Annotated in this window: 15 protein-coding genes and 2 pseudogenes; 6 read left to right on the top strand and 11 right to left on the bottom strand. The window is 57.2% G+C overall.

Going from position 1 to position 18557, the window contains the following annotated elements; all coding sequences use genetic code 11:
- Nucleotides 1–2: 2 nt before the first annotated feature.
- The 7 genes from ACXHXG_RS15800 to ACXHXG_RS15770 all read right to left on the bottom strand — a co-directional run bounded on the left by ACXHXG_RS15800 (nt 3) and on the right by ACXHXG_RS15770 (nt 7614).
- Nucleotides 3–1217 (bottom strand): amino acid ABC transporter substrate-binding protein, encoded by a 1215-nt coding sequence (locus tag ACXHXG_RS15800; RefSeq protein WP_457899900.1) that lies wholly within the window; start codon nt 1215–1217, stop codon nt 3–5.
- Between the two features lie 81 nt (nt 1218–1298).
- Nucleotides 1299–2300, bottom strand: coding sequence for a VOC family protein (locus ACXHXG_RS15795; RefSeq protein ID WP_457899899.1), 1002 nt, complete (start codon nt 2298–2300; stop codon nt 1299–1301).
- 97 nt (nt 2301–2397) lie between these two features.
- Nucleotides 2398–3714, bottom strand: a complete 1317-nt coding sequence (gene eno / locus ACXHXG_RS15790; RefSeq protein WP_104827993.1) for a phosphopyruvate hydratase — start codon at nt 3712–3714, stop codon at nt 2398–2400.
- A gap of 47 nt (nt 3715–3761) precedes the next feature.
- On the bottom strand, nt 3762–4355 hold the full coding sequence (locus ACXHXG_RS15785) for a cupin domain-containing protein (protein ID WP_457899898.1): 594 nt from the start codon (nt 4353–4355) through the stop codon (nt 3762–3764).
- Entirely contained in the window at nt 4345–5052 is a 708-nt protein-coding gene (locus ACXHXG_RS15780; protein WP_104827672.1) for an ABC transporter ATP-binding protein, read from the bottom strand. The genes ACXHXG_RS15785 and ACXHXG_RS15780 overlap by 11 nt, the downstream gene beginning before the upstream one ends.
- A complete protein-coding gene (locus tag ACXHXG_RS15775) occupies nt 5042–6784 on the bottom strand; it encodes a branched-chain amino acid ABC transporter ATP-binding protein/permease (protein WP_457899897.1) in 1743 nt (580 codons plus the stop codon). Before ACXHXG_RS15775 ends, ACXHXG_RS15780 begins: the two co-directional genes overlap by 11 nt.
- A gap of 2 nt (nt 6785–6786) precedes the next feature.
- Nucleotides 6787–7614 (bottom strand): branched-chain amino acid ABC transporter permease, encoded by an 828-nt coding sequence (locus tag ACXHXG_RS15770; RefSeq protein ID WP_457899896.1) that lies wholly within the window; start codon nt 7612–7614, stop codon nt 6787–6789.
- Nucleotides 7615–8011: 397 nt separating this feature from the next.
- Here ACXHXG_RS15770 and ACXHXG_RS15765 point away from each other — a divergent pair, with 397 nt between their 5' ends.
- A complete protein-coding gene (locus ACXHXG_RS15765) occupies nt 8012–9022 on the top strand; it encodes a LacI family DNA-binding transcriptional regulator (RefSeq protein WP_457899895.1) in 1011 nt (336 codons plus the stop codon).
- Between the two features lie 163 nt (nt 9023–9185).
- On the opposite strand, the gene ACXHXG_RS15760 is transcribed toward ACXHXG_RS15765, so the two are convergent.
- The 3 genes and pseudogenes from ACXHXG_RS15760 to ACXHXG_RS15750 form a co-directional block, all read right to left on the bottom strand.
- The gene (locus ACXHXG_RS15760) at nt 9186–9722 is read right to left on the bottom strand and encodes a carboxymuconolactone decarboxylase family protein (RefSeq protein ID WP_457899894.1); all 537 of its coding nucleotides are present in this window, start codon (nt 9720–9722) and stop codon (nt 9186–9188) included.
- A 264-nt stretch (nt 9723–9986) separates the two neighbouring features.
- Entirely contained in the window at nt 9987–10763 is a 777-nt protein-coding gene (locus tag ACXHXG_RS15755) for a fumarylacetoacetate hydrolase family protein (protein WP_457899893.1), read from the bottom strand.
- Nucleotides 10764–10841: 78 nt separating this feature from the next.
- Nucleotides 10842–11064, bottom strand: a pseudogene (locus ACXHXG_RS15750) (ISL3 family transposase); the annotation flags it as partial.
- 271 nt (nt 11065–11335) lie between these two features.
- Here ACXHXG_RS15750 and ACXHXG_RS15745 point away from each other — a divergent pair.
- Nucleotides 11336–12820 (top strand): DUF1254 domain-containing protein, encoded by a 1485-nt coding sequence (locus ACXHXG_RS15745; RefSeq protein WP_457899892.1) that lies wholly within the window; start codon nt 11336–11338, stop codon nt 12818–12820.
- A gap of 334 nt (nt 12821–13154) precedes the next feature.
- Here ACXHXG_RS15745 and ACXHXG_RS15740 read toward each other — a convergent pair whose 3' ends face one another.
- Nucleotides 13155–13946 (bottom strand): hypothetical protein, encoded by a 792-nt coding sequence (locus ACXHXG_RS15740; protein WP_104827679.1) that lies wholly within the window; start codon nt 13944–13946, stop codon nt 13155–13157.
- Between the two features lie 658 nt (nt 13947–14604).
- On the opposite strand from ACXHXG_RS15740, the pseudogene ACXHXG_RS15735 reads away from it, so the two are divergent.
- From ACXHXG_RS15735 to ACXHXG_RS15720, 4 genes and pseudogenes are all read left to right on the top strand, one after another.
- Nucleotides 14605–14741: pseudogene (locus ACXHXG_RS15735) on the top strand (IS3 family transposase); the annotation flags it as partial.
- A gap of 171 nt (nt 14742–14912) precedes the next feature.
- The gene (locus tag ACXHXG_RS15730; RefSeq protein WP_457899891.1) at nt 14913–15923 is read left to right on the top strand and encodes a sugar ABC transporter substrate-binding protein; all 1011 of its coding nucleotides are present in this window, start codon (nt 14913–14915) and stop codon (nt 15921–15923) included.
- A 69-nt stretch (nt 15924–15992) separates the two neighbouring features.
- Nucleotides 15993–17543 (top strand): sugar ABC transporter ATP-binding protein, encoded by a 1551-nt coding sequence (locus tag ACXHXG_RS15725; protein ID WP_457899890.1) that lies wholly within the window; start codon nt 15993–15995, stop codon nt 17541–17543.
- Nucleotides 17533–18555, top strand: coding sequence for an ABC transporter permease (locus tag ACXHXG_RS15720; RefSeq protein WP_457899889.1), 1023 nt, complete (start codon nt 17533–17535; stop codon nt 18553–18555). The genes ACXHXG_RS15725 and ACXHXG_RS15720 overlap by 11 nt, the downstream gene beginning before the upstream one ends.
- The last annotated feature ends 2 nt before the right edge of the window (nt 18556–18557 follow it).

The following is an 18557-nucleotide window of genomic DNA, read 5'->3' as shown; positions in this document are numbered from 1 at the left end:
CGTCAGGGGGTCAGGAACTCCTTCCCAGCCGGTCGGAAGTCCGCAGGCCAGACAGTCACCCAATCCTTTCCTTGAATTTGCTTGAGCTTCGTCGATGGCTTTCCGGCATTGAACTTGCCGTCGAAAGTCCTTGGCCCGACGACCGTCTTGACGGTATTCGAGCGCAACCACGCAGCCATCGCGGCGTCGTCCAACTTCCCTGCACCTTCTGCTGCCGCTGCAAGGATTTGCCACGCAGCATATTCCACGGCGGCCTGATACTCGGTGCGCGGATACGGGAAACCCGCCGCCTTCGCCTTGCTGTCATATGCGCTTACGAAATCCTGAGCGCCGTCATACTTGAGGAACGGCTCGTGCTCTTCAAACCAGGTCAGCGAGGTCAAGCCATTCGCTTTAGGGTGAGCTGCTGTCGGGCCGGGTGCCGGGAACAGGTAGAACTGGTTCTTTGGCTGGTAATCGATCCGGCTCATTGCATCGAGAAGCTGCACGGCCTCCATTCCGATCGCACCGGACCATAGCAGGTCCGGATCAGCCGCCTTGATGCGGTTGGCGATTGCGCCGAAGTCCTTCGTGCCGAACTCGTATTCAAGATCCAGCACGTTCTTGATGCCACGCTTCTCAGCGACTTGCTGGCCGCCCTTGGCAATCGTCAGAGCCGACGGAAATTTGCTGGTGACAAACGCGATCGTCTTGGGAGGGGTCGGCAGGCTCGCATAGGCATCGAGAACGATCTCGGTGTCCGTCAGTTGCGGTTCGGCCCCGATCGGAAGAGACGGGAACTGCAGCGGATACGGTGCGAGACTCGGGTCCCCAAGGCTGCTCTGAACAAGCATCTTCTTAAATCGAGCGGCAACGCCCATTGCTGCGATAATCGAGGACGTGCCATAGGGGCCCATCAGGAGGTCGACCTTGTCGGCCGTCACAAGGCGCTCATAGAGCGTTCGAGCATTGGCGGGAACCGATTGGTCGTCGAGAAGGACAAACTCCACCTTTCGTCCCAGAATACCACCTTTGGCGTTGGTCTGTTCAACGAACACCTCTGCCGCGAGTTTATGGATTGCGCCTACGCCCGCAAGCGGACCCGTCAACGGCAGCGTTCCGCCAACGCGGATCGGCCCCTCTTGGGCAAAAGCCCTCGGCATCGCGCTGAAGGCAGCCACGGCGGCGGCAGACCCGAGGAATGCTCGTCTGTTCAGTATAGTGGAATTCGCACTCATCTTTTCCTCCCAAGTGCCTCCAGCATGTCATCGCGCTCATGACTCTCGCAGCGCGTCAGTCTCCTGCCGCTGGTGGCAGGCTCACCTCTTCGCCAGCTCTCCTGCGTAGCGTTCCAGCGTCATGGGGTTCGGCATTTTCTCGGGGTGCTCCAACGGTACCCCCGTAAATTCGCTGGCCTCGAAGAACCACGTCGAGACGGCCGGCATTCCCCAATGCACATTGGTGCTAAGGGACGCCGCGTCCCAACGAATGGGCTCCAATTCCGCGTCTATCGTGGTGTAGTGATTGTTGAAGAACTCCACCCGATGTCCATCGGGATCGCGCAGATAGACGAACAGGACTCCCGAAGGACCATGGCGCCCGGGCCCGCGCTCAACGCTGTCTCCATATCCATAACGGCTGGCAAAGTCGCACACGGCGAAGATGTCGCTGCTTTCCGGAACCGTATAAGCAAAATGATGCAGTTGCGGGCCGATGCCAGGCACCAACGCCAGGTCGAGGCAGACACCTTTGCGATACAGGAAGTTCGCAATGAGAGTGTCGCCTGCCGCAATATATTCCGAAGTCCGGAAACCGAGTTCGCCGTAGAATGCACTTAGACCCAGCGGATCGGCAACCATGACCTGGCAATGGTCGAGGCCCTGGGCTCGCGCGCCACGATGCTCATGCACCTCGAGAAACTTGCGAGGATGGACGCTCATGCTGGAGCAAAGCTCGATGCGGGCGCCCGACGGATCGCTGACAAGCAGGGTCCGTCCTTGATTTCGAACTTCGACCCATTCCGTCGGAAGCCCCTTCTCTTCAAAAAAGACCTTGGCCTTGTCGAGATCCTCCTCCAGGAACACCCGGTAACCGATCCGCCTGCACGCCGGCTTCCCGCCGGTAGGTGCCAGAACAAGACTGTGATGGCAGGCCTCGGACAATCCGCGAAGGTAGGAAACACCGTCCGCGAATTCTGTTTCGACCAGGCCGCCGACATTGACATAGAAATCTCGGCTGCGCTCCACATCATTGACCTCAAGCATGACATGGCTGAAGCGCGTGATGTTGAAGGGAGGTTTCAAATTAACAGCCGGAAGCATCTCATCCTCATTCATTTTGCTAACGTTAGCATAAAAGGGCCGGATCTTTTGTCAACGCCTGTTTTTGAGCGAGACCCGCAGCCGGCCCATCGAAATTCTAACCTACAGCGGCAGCCGCGGCTGGCTTTTCAGCCAAGTCCAGCGCCGACCATCCGGCGAACGAAGCCTCTTTTCCAAGGGCCTCCTCGATCCGGAGAACCTCGTTCCACTTGGCCATCCGTTCGGAACGGGAGAACGATCCGACCTTGAGCTGCTTGGCATCCCACCCGACCGACAGATGGGCGATCGTTACATCTTCCGTCTCACCGGATCTGGCCGAAACGATCGTCCGAAAACCCGCCTTCTTGGCGACGGAGAGCGCATCGAACGTCTCTGTGATCGTGCCCGCCTGGTTCGGCTTGATCAGAACCGCATTGGCGCTTTTATCCTTGATCGCTTCGGTTACCCGCGCCGCGTTCGTCACGAAAAAGTCGTCGCCGATGATCTGGCATCTGGAGCCGTAGCGGGCGGTAAATTCCTTGAACCCATCCGGATCGTCCTCGGCGAGCGGATCCTCGATGGAGACGATTGGATAGGCCTTCAACCAGTCGCCAAGCATGTCGATCATCTCGGCCGTATCGAGCTGCCGATCTTCCAGTGCCAGCGAATACTTGCCGCCGCGACCGAATTCGGAGGCCGCAATGTCCAGAGATATCGCAACTTGGCCGCCTGGCTTCAGACCGGCAGCCTCGATCGAACGCACCAAGGCATCAAGAGCCTCTTCATTGCTGGTAAAGGCAGGCCAGTAGCCTCCCTCGTCCGCCACGCCCTGGAGCTTGCCGGTGCGTTTCATGATGTCGCCTGCCGCGCGGTAAACTTCAGCAGTCCACTCCAAAGCCTCCGAGAAAGTCGAGGCAGCAGGGCACATGATCATGAAATCCTGGACGTCTACCCGGCGCGCTGCGTGCGCTCCGCCTCCGAAAATCTGGATTTCCGGGAGCGGCATGGTAATTCCCGTGTCGGAGCCCGCGAGATACCGCCAGATCGGTTGATCGGCCGCGGCCGCTGCCGCGTGAAGCAGCGCCATCGACGTTGCTACCGACGCATTTCCACCCAATCTGCTCCGGTTTGGGGTGCCATCCAGCTCGATGATTGCACGATCCAGCTCGACTTGATCTTTGGCATCTCGGCCAACCAGCAACTTGGCGATTTCACCGTTGACGGCGCCCAAGGCCTTATTGATGCCCAAGCCAGCAAGGGCGCTGCCGCCGTCACGAAGGTCTAGAGCTTCGCCGGTGCCGGTCGATGCGCCGGCAGGTGCGATGGCCCTGCCGATCGCGCCAGACGCCAGCTCGATCTCTACCTCAACGGTGGGCCTGCCACGGGAATCCCAGACGCGACGGCCCTGCACTTTTCTGATTTCGGTGTTGGTCATGTTCAGTTGGTCCATAAAGTCAGATTGAGATTTTGGATCATTGAGGCTCACAGGCCGTCGTCGTAATCCGCTGTTTCAGGGGTTCTTGCGCCAACCAGCACCACGGCGATGCTTGCCGGTTTGTCGCTTTTATTTCGCCAGGCGTGACGCGTTCCGTTCTGCACGAAGGCGTCGAACTGACCCAAGCGGGTCTCATTGCCATCGTCGAGTTCCATCCAGATTTCGCCGTCGAGAACGATGCCATAATCGACGGTGGGAGTTTGATGTTTGCCATCCGGCTGGAAGCGTTCGGCCAAACCTGGGCTGACCGCCAGATTCTCCGCCCTGGCCGCCGGGCCATCGAAATCCGGAGACATAAAAACAGCATCTGGCGGGAACGTTAGCACTAAAAAGCGCGTTTCGCCGGGCTGAGGAACGAAGCTTGTCACCAGCGGAGTTGGATCGTGTCCGTTAAATGGGACGGCCGTGGAAGTCGATGTCGACCAGACCATCCGCGACACCAATCCAGGGATCGTTCTGAATATGTCCGTACGCGGAACGGCGCCGTCTTGGGCGAACCTGGCAACGCCCTGACTGCAATGCTCCGTCACGACGCGTCGAACATGCACGGGAACTCCCCCGCTCGAATTTTCAGATACCAAGATACGCCTCCCTGATGCTTGAATCATTGATGAGAATCTCAGGCGCTCCGGATGCCGTCACGCGACCTTGCTCGATCACGTAGGCCTGATGGGCAATTTCAAGCGCCTTGTTCACGTTCTGCTCGACAAGCAGCACGGCTACGCCTCGCTCATTGATCATCTGGATGATTTTGAACATTTCTCCGACGATCAAAGGCGACAGCCCGAGCGACGGCTCGTCCATGAGCAGCACGCGCGGCTTGGCCATCAGGCCACGGCCGATCGCAACCATTTGCTGCTGCCCACCCGACAAGGAGCCCGCTAATGAATCCTGGCGCTCTTTCAGAACAGGGAAAAGCTGAAACACCTCAGCGAGCGTAGCATCGCGATCCGCCCGAGCGATCGAGCGGTACGCACCGAGCAACAGGTTGTCGAGGACCGTCATCGCCGTGAAGAGACGGCGCCCTTCCGGGACGACTGCTATGCCGTAGTCGCAGACCCGATGGCTGGGCACTTTGGAAACGTCGTTACCCTGGATAACGATCTTTCCCTTGTGCGGCCGAAGAATTCCGGCGATGGCATTTACCAGCGTGCTCTTCCCTGCTCCGTTCGGGCCGACGACGGAAACGATCTCGCCTGGCCTTACACTGATAGACAGGTCCCACAGAGCGATCGCATCTCCGTAGCCAACCTCGATCTTATCGACCTCAAGCAGCATAACTGCCTCCCAGATATGCGCTGACCACTGCTGGATCTCTCATCGTTTCGCTTGGATGCCCAAGCGCCAGAACTTTGCCTTGATCCAGCACCGCGACACGGTCCGCCAGCGCGACAACCGCACGCATGAGGTGTTCAACGAAGATGATCGTCGTACCGCCAGCCTTGATGCGCTTGATCATTTCGACGGCGTGGTCGACCTCGGCTGGGTTCAAGCCACAAAGCACCTCATCAAGCAGGAGCAAGCGTGGTTTTGCGGCCAGCGCTCTGGCGAATTCGACAAACTTTCTATCATGCAGGTTCAAGGCCTCGGGAAGCACGTTGGCCTTGTCAGCCAGGCCAGTGAAGGCGAGCGCTTCCCTGGTGACTGCGTCGACCGCAGCCACGCCCATGCGATCCGCGCTGCCAAATTTCGCGCAGAGCCGAATGTTTTCGAGGACGGTGAGATTATCGAACAGGCGCGGGATCTGGTAAGTTCGCGCCACGCCCTGTTGCGCGATCAGATGCGGTGATCGACCGGAAATCTCCTCGCCTTCCAGTGTGATCTTACCGGAGGTCATGGTGTAGTGGCCGCTGATCATGTTGATCAGTGTGGACTTGCCGGAACCATTTGGCCCAACCAGGGCCAGAATTTCACCCCGCTGGACGTCCAGGGTGACGCCGGTCAAGGCACGGATGCCGCCAAAGGATTTCGTGACATCTTCGCACTTCAGAAGCACCGAACCGGAATCTGACGCCGTTGAAGGCGGGAGCTCAATAGCAGCCTGAGCGGCTGCCTCCGGTGCTCCAGTTTCGTTGCGATTGGCGGCGAACTTGCGAATAAGGCTGGGAACAATGCCAGACGGCAGCACCAGGATTACAACTATCAGCGCAAGAGCCACGCCCGCGCGGCCGAATTCCGCACGGGCGCCGCTGACGATAGCGCTCTGCAACACAGTGATGATGACCGCGCCGATCGCAGGTCCAGCCCAATGGCGAGCGCCGCCAAGAATGCTCATGAGCACGACATAGAGAGGAACGGTCACCGCAAACGTCTCGCCAACCGTGACGTAGCCTACATATACGGCGTGGATCGCACCCATTCCGCCGGCAAGTGCCGACGAGACGGCAAACGACATCAGCTTATAGCGAAACGTCGGAACGCCTTTCACCTCTGCAACGTCTTCATCGTCGTGGATTGCAAGCAAGCCCTGACCGAATTTGCTGTGAAAGATGATGTAGGACGTCGCCAGCGCAGCAAGAGCCGCGATAAGCCCGAACATGTAGAGGGAGCCAGACGCCGTCACGCCGATCATCGGGATTTCGATCCCTGAGAGGAATACGCCCGTGCCCGAGTCCAGCGCGGTGTTCGACACAATGGCCGCGATGACAAACGTTACCGACAGCGTCAGCAGCGCGAAGAACTCGCCGCGCAAAGCTCCGGAGCGAAAGACAACCAAGCCAATCAGCACGGCAATTGCGGCCGCAAGCAGTGCCGCAGCAGGTATCGTCGCGACGAAGGGCCATGACAACTGCGTCGCCAGCGTGGCTGTTGTGTAGACGCCAATCCCGAAAAATGCGGCGTGGCCAAAACTCCAGTAGCCCGTGTAACCGCTCAGGATGCCCCAGCTCGTTGCCAGCACGACCCAGAAGAAGATAATGTACAGGTAGGACAGGTAGTAATCCGCCATTCCCAAGTAAGGCAGCGAGGCCAAAATCGCCACGCCCAGCGCTGTGATTAGAAGCTTTTTCATGGTCAAATCACCGGTTTGCGCAGGAGGATGACGATGAGCACGCTGAATGCGACGAGCGGCGCCCAAGCGGGATTGACGACGGACATGGTAAGGCTCTCGGCCACGCCAATCAGCATACCGGCACCCAGCGCGCCGATGGGGCTGCCCAATCCTCCAATGATGGCGACGGCAAATACGACCCCAATCCAGGCTTCGATTTGAGATGGAGCCAAAGTTCCAATCAGGGCAATGAAGACACCCGCGATGCCGGCCGTAGCTGAGCAAAAGCCGGCTAGAATGTATGAGACGCGGGTGGAATTGATCCCAAAAGCCGACGCTACGGGGGCGTCATGGGCAGCGGCACGCAGGGCCTTGCCGAGCATGGTCTTGTTCAATGCGTACCAGGCCATTGTAGCAAGCACCCCTGCGCAGACAAACGCTGAGAGATCCAATACGGGCACGAAGATCGGTCCGAGCCGGATGGTGCTCTGGGCATAGGGTGTTTCATAGCGAAGAAAGTCAGCTGACCAGATCCATTGGATCAGCGACTCGATCAGGATCGTGACGCCGAACGTCACCAAGAGAGAGGCGAATTCCTTCACCTTGAAGCGCACGAACAAGCTGTGCAACGCAACTCCGAGCGCGAAGAACAGCGGCGCGATCAGAAGAGCGCTCAAATATGCCGGGATGCCATAGACGGTCCCGAGCTGGTAGGTCAGGTAAGCGCCAAGGAACGCCAGCGCGAAATGGCTGAGGTTCACAAGCTTCAACAGCCCCCAGCTCAGGCTGAGGCCCATCGCCAGCAGGCCATAGATCCCACCCAGCAAGACGCCACCGACAGCGGATTGCAAGAAAAGAGCAAGGGTCATCGGGATCCACGTCCTTCTGTGGACACGATGGTCGACTCCAGGAACACCAGAACATCCATACGTTATGCCTCCTCCCGATTGCGCTAACGTTAGCATAGATATTCATCCCACAGCGAAGCCTCCGTGTCAACGGCGTTCAAGAGGCTAATTCGCTGCCTCTTCGCTGCGGGCGCATCGAAGCGGGACGAAAAAATCCCATAAAGTGAGATCAAATCTATGAGAAATCTACTAGTTTAGAATCGCAACTCGATACCGAGCTTCAGTATCCGGGGCGAAAATTAGATTAGTTCAATTGGGCGGAAACGTCTGCGATCTCGGAGTTTGACAACTGCGACGCCAATGCTATCGTTGGCGAAAGTGATCATTCGAGCCAAACACAATGGTAACAATTAAAGACATCGCCGCCATACTGCAAGTTTCACCCTCAACCGTCGGTCGCGCTCTTGCCGACGATCGACGTATCAGCGCCGAGATGAAGCGAAAGGTGAACGAAGCTGCGGCGCAAGCGGGGTACGTTGCCAATCGTGCTGCACGGATGATGCGCGGGGTTCAGAGTAATCTCGTTGGGCTGATCGTTCCAGATATCAGGAACAGCTTTTATTCGACTATTGCACACGCTCTCTCGCGGTGCCTTCTTTCGGCGAATTACCAACTGACTTTGTGTGAAACCGATGACGACAGAATGCATGAGCTTCGTCACATCAAGGAACTTACTAGCGCCAACGTTGCGGGGATCATTCTTGTTCCGAGCGCAAAACCTCATCCCGATTCTGCGCGAATCCTGAAGATGACGCCTCACATCCAATTGCTGCGAAAGGCACCACTGCTCGGTGACCAATGGTTTGGGATTGATGACCGACGGGCACTTTACGAGAGTACTGAACATATCATCAATGAAGGTCACAAACGGATCGCTTACATCGGCGGCACGGAAGAACTGCCCACTGGCGCGGCTCGCGTGCAGGGTTTCCGGGATGCCGTAAAAAGCTCCGGTCAAGCGATCACCGTTCGTGAGGAGCTTGGCGCCCCCTCCTCGCCCGAATTCGGACGGGAGGCCGTGCGTCGCCTACTTTCGTTAAAGGATCGACCCACGGCGCTCGTGATCGGTGCGGTACAAAACACCTCAGGAGTTATTGATGAACTCCAGGACCAAGCTTTAAGCATCCCCCAAGACATTTCCGTCATCGGATTCGGAGATGAGCTCGGGTACCGGTGGTGGGGTCCAGGATTGACCACCGTACAGCTACCTGTTTCGGAGTTGGCAACGGCCTGCGGACTTTGGTTTTTGCATCACCTTCAGAATAAGTCTGACCTTAGCAAGCCGTACAGCTTCATCTCTCCGCCTCAATTAATTGTTCGTGGCAGTACGGCGACCCCATCGAAGCAATGACGGCGTCATTTCCCAACGTCTCAAGGCCATGGGAAAAAGGAGCCGTCCGCGATACGACTACACCTCTTTCTCCGGACGCCCCCCTCATCCGCCACGGCGATCTGGAGGGGAGGCCGCTTGAGGACCAGACCAAAGTAAAGGCCTCGATGGTGATGTCAGGTCCCTACTTCTTGTAGGAGTCCTCAAGATCTACTTTCAACGCGCCCATCAACCGTACGCCGGAATTGTACCACGCGACATTAATTGCCAATTCGACCAATTGCTTCTCGGAAAGGAATTTCGCGACACCGTTCCAAACCTCGTCGGAAACGTCGACATGCAGGGTCGAGTCCTTCGCGAAAGCCATCACCGCCCTTTCCTCTTCCGTGAATAAGTCCGAGGTCTCGAATTCAGGGATAGCTTGGAACTGCTCCTCGGTGAGCCCTGCCTTCAGACCGTGCGAATGGTGATGAACGATCTCATATTCCGAGTTGGTGCAGTAACCTACCGTAAGGATCGCCATCTCTCTCAGCTTCGGACTGAGGTCAGAAGCACGAACAGCATTGGCGTAGGTCAGGAAGTCATTCAAAATTTCTGGCGCGTTTGCGAGTGCAAGGAAAATGTTCCCTGTCGGCACCTTCCTTTCCTTCAGCAGGCGCTCATTGAGCGCCGCGTGCGTGTCTGCCAGTTCTGAATTCGGAACATATCTAACTCGTGCCATTACTCCACCCTTGGGTTGTCATCGAAGATCACTATTGGTCAAGTGCCACAACGAAGGCCACCGCGAAAATTGACCCGCTACGCGCTAACGTTTGCATTACTAACATCGAGTCACCCGGGATCAATCGCTTCTTTTCCTAAACAAATCCCGAAAGGTCTCGTTCTAATTTGCTTTCTGGAAGTCCTCACCGCGGCTGAAGCGAGCTGGCCGCGCGTGAAATGTGCGCGGGTTGCCATGCACACCTTGGAAGCTCTCAAGCATGGCTCAATGCGCGGCAAGTACAACTGGATTCTTCAAAATGCCGATGCCGGGGATCTCCACTTCGAGATCATCACCCGGACTGATGGGGCCTACCCCGGCAGGAGTGCCCGTCATGATAGCATCGCCTGGCAAAAGCGTCATGAACCGGCTCAAATAAGCAACGATGTCAGCCACTGAGTAAACTAGATCCCTGGTGTTTCCGGACTGCTTCACCGCACCATTTTGACGAAGAATGACGTCGAGATTTGTCGGATCAAGGTCGGTTACGATCGCCGGCCCCATTGGTGCAAAGGTGTCGTATCCTTTCCCCGCCAAAAGACAGCCAAACTTGCTTTCCTGACGCTGTATGATGCGATCGCTGATATCGTTGCCGCATGTATATCCAAGGACGTGGCTCAGTGCCTCGTCCTTGCTGATGTGCCGACCACCCTTGCCAATGATCGCGACTAGCTCAGCCTCGTAATGTACGATTTCACCGTCTCGCGGGAATTCGATCCCATCTCCGTTGCCGCTCGCTGCGGTGCTAGGCTTCATGAACAAAACCGGAAGTGAGGGCTGCTCTTTCCCTGACTCGTTGGTATGCTCTCGATAATTGTATGCCACTCCAAAAATGCGGGGACGGTTGACTGGGCACAGCAAGCGAACCGTGGACAGATCGTCCACCTTTCCAGTTCCTTTTATCTCGCTGAATGGCTCTCCAGCGATCCGCACGATACTGCCGTCGCCGCTATCGACACCATAGTGAATCCCATCGGCCGCCTCGTATCGCAAAATTCTCATTTCGATCTCCATTTTTGCTAACGTTAGCGCAAACCATCGGTCGTCGTCAACGCTGTCTCTAGCTATTAGTGATCTTCCTCAATTTGCGTGGTGCTCAACATTTTTGATCGGCATCATCCGTGCCCTGAGAAACTCTGAGCCAGCCCTACCGTGCATTGCACGTTTGATCGTTTTCAAATGGTTGATATGACCTTGTGCTTGGCCATCGCTCCACGGGAGGTCGATTGCAATGTCGCGGCGAAGAACGCGAAACGAACCGAGCAAGCGAAGTAAGGCCGGAGACGATGGCATCAATCCAAGCACTTCTTAACACCATTCGTTGGATGTCTTTTGCTGGATGCAAATTCGGGTGCTGGCCCCCTGCTGACGACCTTCGTCCGGGGTTGCCTTCAGCGATTTCCGTCGTCGGTTGCACCCATATGAGTTATCTGCCTCCGGTATTAGAGTAACTATCCTAAGTTTAGTTTTCTCTTTATAATTCGACTCGTCACGTAGCTGGGGAGCTATGTGCACAGGGGATACATCAACAGGTCCGTTCGCATTTCACCTGATCTTAACAACAGGAGGACGCAATGCGTGCATTCGCAAATGACGACAGAAACCTGTTCTGCAAACTGAGACCGATCGCTTTTCTCGCTGTTGGCCTTACGGCCTTTTCGATCGGCACGGCAGATGCGAACACCATCACCGAAGAGGAAGCCCATGCGATAGGCGTGGACGCGTACGTGTATTTCTATCCACTGCTATCAATGGACATCACCCGGAAGCAACTGACCAACGCCGATGCCAAAAAAGGTGCGATCGGCGGCCCGTCCAATCAGTTCAACAACATCCTCGAGTTCCCTCCCGCGGACATGAAGGTGGTAGTCCGGCCGAATTTTGACACTCTATATTCGAGCGCCTGGCTTGATCTGACGAAAGAACCGGTCGTGGTTTCGGTCCCCGACACCGGCGGACGCTTCTACTTGCTGCCCATGCTCGACATGTGGACGGACGTGTTTGCGGCACCGGGCTGGCGGACCACCGGAACTGCGGTCGGCCATTTCCTGATTGCCCGTCCCGGCTGGCGGCCCGATCTCCGTGAAGGGTTCAATGAGTTCAAGCTGCCAGCAGGAACCCAACGGATCGATGCACCGACACCCTATGTCTGGGTCATCGGACGGACAAAGACCGACGGACCGCCAGACTATGACGCCGTTCATAAGATCCAAGATGGTTACACTGTCACATTGCTTTCGCAGTGGGGAAAGGATGCAAAACCGGTGGAGGTGAAAATCGACCCATCTGTGGATATGAAGACACCACCCAAGACCCAGGTCGATACCGCCTCGGCAGGAGCTTATTTCGCCTACGCTGCCGAGCTCCTGAAGCTCCATCCCCCGCATGTCACCGATGAGCCCATAATTGCCCGAATGAAGAAGATCGGCATTGAGCCGGGCAAGAGCTTCGATCTTTCCAAAGCAGACGCGGTCGTCCAAAAGGCGCTCGAGACGGTGCCACAGGACGCTCAGGCGCTGATGGCCTGGAAGGTGAAGACGCTGGCACGCGTCGCCAATGGCTGGTCGATGAATACCGACACGATGGGTGTTTATGGCAATTACTACCTGAAGCGCGCTATCGTTGCGCAGCAGGGCCTCGGCGCCAACCTGCCCGAAGACGCCATCTATCCGCTCAATCTTGCCGACGAAAATGGCCACCCGCTTGACGGCAGCAACAACTATACGATCCACTTTGACAAGGATCAAATTCCGCCAGTCCAAGCCTTCTGGTCTGTGACGTTGTATGACGACAACGGATTTCAGGTCGCCAATTCCCTCAACCGCTTCGCAGTCAGCAGTTGGATGCCGTTCAAGTATAACGCCGACGGCTCGCTCGATCTCTATTTCCAGAACGAGAGCCCGGGCAAGGACAAGGAATGGAACTGGTTGCCAGCGCCCAAAGGGGCGTACAACCTGACAATGCGGCTCTACGCACCCAAGCCCGACGCGCTGACGGGCAAGTGGAACCCGCCGCCGGTCAGTGAAGCAATCGCAGCATCTTCACTTGCTGCGCAATAACCGGTAGTGAGAAAGTGAAACGTATCGCAGTGCGCATGCTGTAACGCCAAGGGGGCCGCATTCGTACCTCCTTGGCGGATATGCAGCGTTCCTGGCGTGTGAGTACCGGCTTGGATTTTTTGTTACCGGCGTTCATTTCTAACACACCGAAGCCGTTTTGGAGCCTTAAGGGGAACGGCAAGGTTCCACCGTTAACCTTGAAGGCTGACGGAGTTCTGCGCAACTCCGTCATTCGAAGCTTGTGTCGATATTGCAACTGTATGCTCGTCTCGAGACCAGACGATCAACTGCAAGCATGGATCTGGGACTGGAGCGGACCGCGAGGATTGATATTTCAGAATCGGATCGCAAGCCCCAAAATAGGTCCTTGCTGAACCACGTCGAATATAAAGCCGTCATTGCGATAATTGACGCCGAGAGCGCGATAACCGGCGACGGCGGAGATGGTATCGTTGAACTTGTAGCCGAGCCCTGCCATGACATCCCAATCGATATCTGCGCCGCCGCCGCCGACAAGGCCCCAGCCCGTCAGGTAGACTTTCGGTGTAAAGAAATAGCTACCCTTGACGCCGGCCAGGGCGTCCACCCAGGTGGCGCTGTCGTCTTGGGAGATCCCGTCGAGAAACCCGCCGTTGAAAGATATGTTGGTGTCAACGGACCAGAGCCTGGCGCCTCCTACGACGTCGAGATGACCGTCAGGGCCGTCAAGGACCGAGTAGCCTACGCCGAGCAGCCCCGCAAAAGTCTTGGAGGTAACCTCGACATTGTTCACGATGATGCCCCTCGGCGTGTGGGCGTCATTGGAGAGTTTAGTGTACATGATGTCGCCGAAGATGCTGAAGCGGTCGTAGCGCGCTTCGCCAATGGCCATCATGGCAAAATCAAGGTTCTCGAAGAGATCGCCGAAGCTTGCGTCGACATGAACCTCAGGAAGGCCGAACTGCGCCACGTCTCCGGACATGCTCGCGCCCCAAAAATAAGGGGCAAACGTAAAAGTCCATCCACTCTGGGTCTCGATCGATGGTGCCTGCGGGTTCAGAAGTGGCGTCAGATCCGCCGCCTCCAGCGGGCCGCAAGCTGTCATTGCGCCCAAAAGAACAGCAACATAGCCGACATGGTATTTCATAGTCTTGTCCCCCCAGATCAGCCGGCTCTTTGCCGGCGATTCAAATCGTGCTTCCACCCCTCATGCATTCGTTCGACCCACATCGCGACGCCAAAAGGCAATCCCAGCCATAGACGGTGTGTCCCCCAAAAATGTCATTTTGGAAAGGCATGCGGATCAGCAATGCTATCGGATTGGACACCTTCTTTGCGTGACCCGCAAAGTTATCCTCGGCCACTGCCAAGAACACCACGGATAGAACCAGAGGAACGCAAATCAGGCACTGAACTGAGATAACTGCCACACGAACCCCCGTCGCAGTTAGTCGCCGAACGATATATTAGAATCCCCTTACCATTCAATGGTATGAACTGAAAACGAGCCTTGGTCAATATCTCATTGCCGATTGGGATGAGCCCCTAGTTTGGGTGATAGCCGTGTTCCAGGGACCGTCGAAGGTGCTGGATTCGGTTTGGGAAAACCGCCCATTTTGCGGAGATAAATTGCCCGCGAAAGGGACAATCTGCTGCGAATTTCCCTCGTGCTCCCCGAAACTGGGCGTCCGACCATGACGTTTGATCCCAGGATCGCGACTACGTCTGCCAAGGCTGCCAGATCGTAGGAGGACGTCTTTTCCTTCAGCGCGTAATTGGCGTTGATTGGTTCGTTGGTTGGCTTCAAGCGTCAAGGCTTTGATGTGGCTCGCTGCTCGGTTGCTCGGCTCACAAGATCGATGGACCTTCAAGGCATCGTCAGCGAAAACCGATCCGCACGATGTTCTCAGGCGAGGCGGCTCCGAGCCCACTCGACCGCGTGAAGTTCGGGCGCCGAAGAGATTCTGATTTCTGATCTCACGCGTCTCAAGCAGCATGTTCGCCGTGCTGATGCAGGTTCTTTTCCTCGGTATCCGCTTATTTTGGAAATTCGTATCTCCTCATCCCTTTTAATGCACATAATCTATAGACATTATTATTTTAGGGGATACCTATGGGCATCGAAAAATCTGAAAGCGGCCTCGGAAGACGGGACTTGTTGAAACTGTCTGCTGCGATGGGGGCCGCCATTGCCGGCGCTGCCCTTGTGGGGCAAAAGCCAGCCTCTGCGGAGGGTGAACTTTCTCTCAAGGGAAAGCGCATCGCCATCAGCGCAACGGGCACCGATCACTTCTTCGATCTTCAGGCCTATAATGCACAGATTGCCGAGGTAAAGCGCCTCGGCGGCGAGCCGATCGCGGTGGATGCCGGGCGTAACGACGGCAAGCTCGTCTCGCAGCTACAGACGCTGATCGCCCAAAAGCCGGATGCAATCGTCCAGATTCTCGGCACGTTGAGCGTCATCGATCCCTGGCTGAAAAAGGCGCGCGATGCCGGCATTCCCGTGCTGACGGTCGATGTCGGCTCTACCAATTCGCTCAACAACACCACGTCCGACAACTGGGGCATCGGCAAGGATCTTGCCCTGCAGCTTGTCTCGGACATCGGCGGCGAAGGCAATATTGTCGTCTTCAATGGCTTTTATGGCGTGACGCCTTGCGCGATCCGCTATGACCAATTGGTGAACGTGGTCAAATATTTCCCGAAGGTAAAGATCCTTCAGCCGGAATTGCGCGACGTCATTCCCAACACCGTTCAGGACGCCTTTGCGCAGATCACCGCAATCCTGAACAAGTATCCGGAAAAGGGATCGATAAAAGCAATCTGGTCGGCCTGGGACATTCCGCAGCTTGGGGCCACCCAGGCATTGGCGGCTGCCGGCAGAACCGAGATCCGCACATATGGCGTCGACGGCAGCCCGGAAGTTCTGCAGCTTATCGCCGACAAAAGCTCTCCGGCCGGCGCCGACGTAGCGCAGCAGCCGGCGGAAATCGGCCGCACGGCGATCCGCAACGTCGCAAGACTGCTTGCTGGAGAAAGCTTGCCGCGCGAGACCTATGTCCCGGCCTTACTGGCCAACAAGGACAATGTTTCGGACGTCGTCAAGAAACTCGGCATCGGCTGACGCCACTCAATCGCGATCCGGGCAATTCCCGGATCGCTTACTATTGGTGCGGTGTCGGGAGAAATTGATATGACGGCCATTTCGGTCACGCAGCCGGTCAGGACGCGAGATGACATCATCCGCTTCGAGGGGATCTTCAAGCACTTCGGCGGGGCGCAGGCACTCGCGGGGGCGTCACTGATCGTCAAGCGCGGAACCATCCACGGTCTCGTCGGCCAGAATGGCGCGGGCAAGTCGACGCTGATCAAATTGCTCGCCGGTCTCCATCATCCCGACGGGGGCACGATCGAGATCGAGGGCGAATATGTCGACAGGTTGACACCCCATCTTGCCGAAGAACTCGGCATCCACTTCATCCATCAGGACCGCCTGCTGGTGCCGACGTTCACGGTCGGGGAGATCCTGTTCCTCGGTCGCGAGCCACGGATTGCTGGAACTCCGTTCCTCGATCGCAGGCTGATGCAGCGCCGTGCATCCGAAATCCTCGACGATTATTTCGGGATTCGGCTTCCGAATGGCTCCTTGATCAGTGAGCTTTCGACCGCCGAAAAGCAGATCGTGCAAATCACCCGCGCGCTTCTGAACCGGCCGAAAGTGCTTGTTTTCGACGAGCCGACAGCGGCGCTCGTTCGCCGTGAGGCGGACATCCTGTTCCGGTTAATCCGCCGTCTTCGGGATGAAGGCGTCACCATTCTCTACATTTCCCATTACCTGAACGAGATCGAGGATCTCTGCGATCATGTCACGGTGCTGCGCAACGGGCTCGATGTGGCCTCCCTGCCGATCAAAAGCACGTCCGCCGCAGCGATTGCCCGGCTGATGGTGGAACGGGACATCAAGGAGATGTTTCCCAAAAGGCAGGTCGCGTTCGGCGATGAAATCCTCGGGGTCGAGCAGCTTACCGCGCCGGGCAAATACAGTGATATCAGCTTTACACTTCGGCGCGGCGAAGTGCTCGGTATCACCGGCCTGCTGGGTTCCGGCGCAAAAGAACTCGTCCGAACGCTCTTCGGCCTGGAGAACCCGGCGTCCGGCAGCATCGAGGTCAGTGGCACGGCGGCGCGTTTTTCCAATCCCACCCATGCTGCAGACCACAATTTCGCGCTTGTGCCGGAAGATCGGCGTCGTCATGGGGTAGCGCTCGACCTCAGCGTGAAGGAAAACATCAGCCTCTCGAGCCTGGAGCGTTTCACCCGCTTCGGTTTCCTCGATCGAAAAAGCGAACAGGATGAAGTCGATAGCTTGATCAAACGGCTTGAGGTCAAGACCGGCAGTCGGGATTCTTTGTTGCGGACGCTGTCGGGCGGCAATCAGCAAAAGGTCGCGATCGCCAAATGGCTGAGCCGTCAATCGGAGGTCTATCTTCTCGACGAGCCGACTGTAGGGGTCGATATCGGCTCGAAGGTCGAAATCTACAGCATAATCGGCGAACTCGCCGCCCGCGGCGCCGGCATTATCGTGCTTTCTTCCGATTTGCCTGAGCTCGTCGGCATCACCGATCGAATTCTGGTTCTCTTCCGCGGCCGCATAGTGCGAGAATTTAAATCATCTGACACCAAGGCGGATGAAGTCCTGGCCGAATCCATTGGTTCCTCGGAGGGATTGCGCCATGTCGGCTGATGTAGAGCTCGCGCCGCCCATAAGTTTCGAACCCGCGGAACCGCATCGACGTCAGGCCGGAAGCGTGGCCGCCGCGGCATTGCGATACGGGTCCCTGATCGCCTTTGCGGCCATCCTTGCTGTCTTCTCGCTGACGGCTCCTTATTTCCTCAGCATCGGCAATATCGGCAACGTGCTTGGACAGTCGGCGATCTCAGGCGTGCTTGCTATCGGGCTGACCATCGTGCTGATTGCAGGCGGCTCCAATGTCGTCAAAGGCGGGATAGACCTTTCCCTTGCGGCCAATATGGGTTTGAGCGCCGCCGTCTATGCCAGCCTGACCCAACTTGGCTACGGTGATGCGGTGGCGGTGGCGGCGTCGCTTCTCACTGGCGCGCTGATTGGCACAATCAACGCGCTTGCGGTCGCCGTCGCCGGCATTGTGCCCTTGCTCGCCACACTTGCCGTGATGAACGTGGTCGCCGGCCTCGAATTGGTGCTGACGCAGAATACCGTTCTTCCTGCCTCGACACCGCTCCTCGCGATGCTTGCCGCGTCGGATCCCCTCGGCATCCCCGTTCTCGCCTATTACCTGCTCGGTTTTACGGTGATTACGGCTGCCGTCGTGCAGTACACGCCGCTTGGCTTGCGTCTTTATGCCGTCGGTGAATTTCCGGACGCGGCGCGCGCCGCGGGCCTGCCGCTTCGCAGATTGCTGGCGGGAGCGTTCATCGCAAGCGGCATTTCCGGCGGCATAGCGGGCATCCTCTCCGTTTCCTATCTCAGCGGCAGCACGACCGGCTCCGGCGAGATGCTGCTGCCGGTGGTCGTAACGGCTCTGCTTGGCTCGGTCTTTTCGCGCCGGCTGGTGCCGACTGTCACGGGCACGTTGCTCTCCGCTCTGCTGGTCGGATTTCTGGTCAACGGCTTCCAGCTTCTGAATATTTCGAGCACGCTGGTGAGCGGCGTCCAGGGCGTCCTCATTCTCATCGTCGTCTCCGCCACCACGCTACTGCGCAAACAGGAGAGCTGACC

It is taken from the genome of Rhizobium sp. LEGMi-198b (assembly GCF_054114205.1).
This window is presented reverse-complemented; position numbering and strand designations above follow the sequence as displayed.

What these genes read in the sequence shown, in the direction of transcription:
- ACXHXG_RS15800 (WP_457899900.1), bottom strand. Translation starts at nt 1,217, where the DNA reads ATGAGTGCGAATTCCACTATACTGAACAGACGAGCATTCCTCGGGTCT.
- ACXHXG_RS15795 (WP_457899899.1), bottom strand. Translation starts at nt 2,300, where the DNA reads ATGCTTCCGGCTGTTAATTTGAAACCTCCCTTCAACATCACGCGCTTC.
- eno (WP_104827993.1), bottom strand. Translation starts at nt 3,714, where the DNA reads ATGACCAACACCGAAATCAGAAAAGTGCAGGGCCGTCGCGTCTGGGAT.
- ACXHXG_RS15780 (WP_104827672.1), bottom strand. Translation starts at nt 5,052, where the DNA reads ATGCTGCTTGAGGTCGATAAGATCGAGGTTGGCTACGGAGATGCGATC.
- ACXHXG_RS15775 (WP_457899897.1), bottom strand. Translation starts at nt 6,784, where the DNA reads ATGAAAAAGCTTCTAATCACAGCGCTGGGCGTGGCGATTTTGGCCTCG.
- ACXHXG_RS15765 (WP_457899895.1), top strand. Translation starts at nt 8,012, where the DNA reads ATGGTAACAATTAAAGACATCGCCGCCATACTGCAAGTTTCACCCTCA.
- ACXHXG_RS15760 (WP_457899894.1), bottom strand. Translation starts at nt 9,722, where the DNA reads ATGGCACGAGTTAGATATGTTCCGAATTCAGAACTGGCAGACACGCAC.
- ACXHXG_RS15755 (WP_457899893.1), bottom strand. Translation starts at nt 10,763, where the DNA reads ATGAGAATTTTGCGATACGAGGCGGCCGATGGGATTCACTATGGTGTC.
- ACXHXG_RS15745 (WP_457899892.1), top strand. Translation starts at nt 11,336, where the DNA reads ATGCGTGCATTCGCAAATGACGACAGAAACCTGTTCTGCAAACTGAGA.
- ACXHXG_RS15740 (WP_104827679.1), bottom strand. Translation starts at nt 13,946, where the DNA reads ATGAAATACCATGTCGGCTATGTTGCTGTTCTTTTGGGCGCAATGACA.
- ACXHXG_RS15730 (WP_457899891.1), top strand. Translation starts at nt 14,913, where the DNA reads ATGGGCATCGAAAAATCTGAAAGCGGCCTCGGAAGACGGGACTTGTTG.
- ACXHXG_RS15725 (WP_457899890.1), top strand. Translation starts at nt 15,993, where the DNA reads ATGACGGCCATTTCGGTCACGCAGCCGGTCAGGACGCGAGATGACATC.
- ACXHXG_RS15720 (WP_457899889.1), top strand. Translation starts at nt 17,533, where the DNA reads ATGTCGGCTGATGTAGAGCTCGCGCCGCCCATAAGTTTCGAACCCGCG.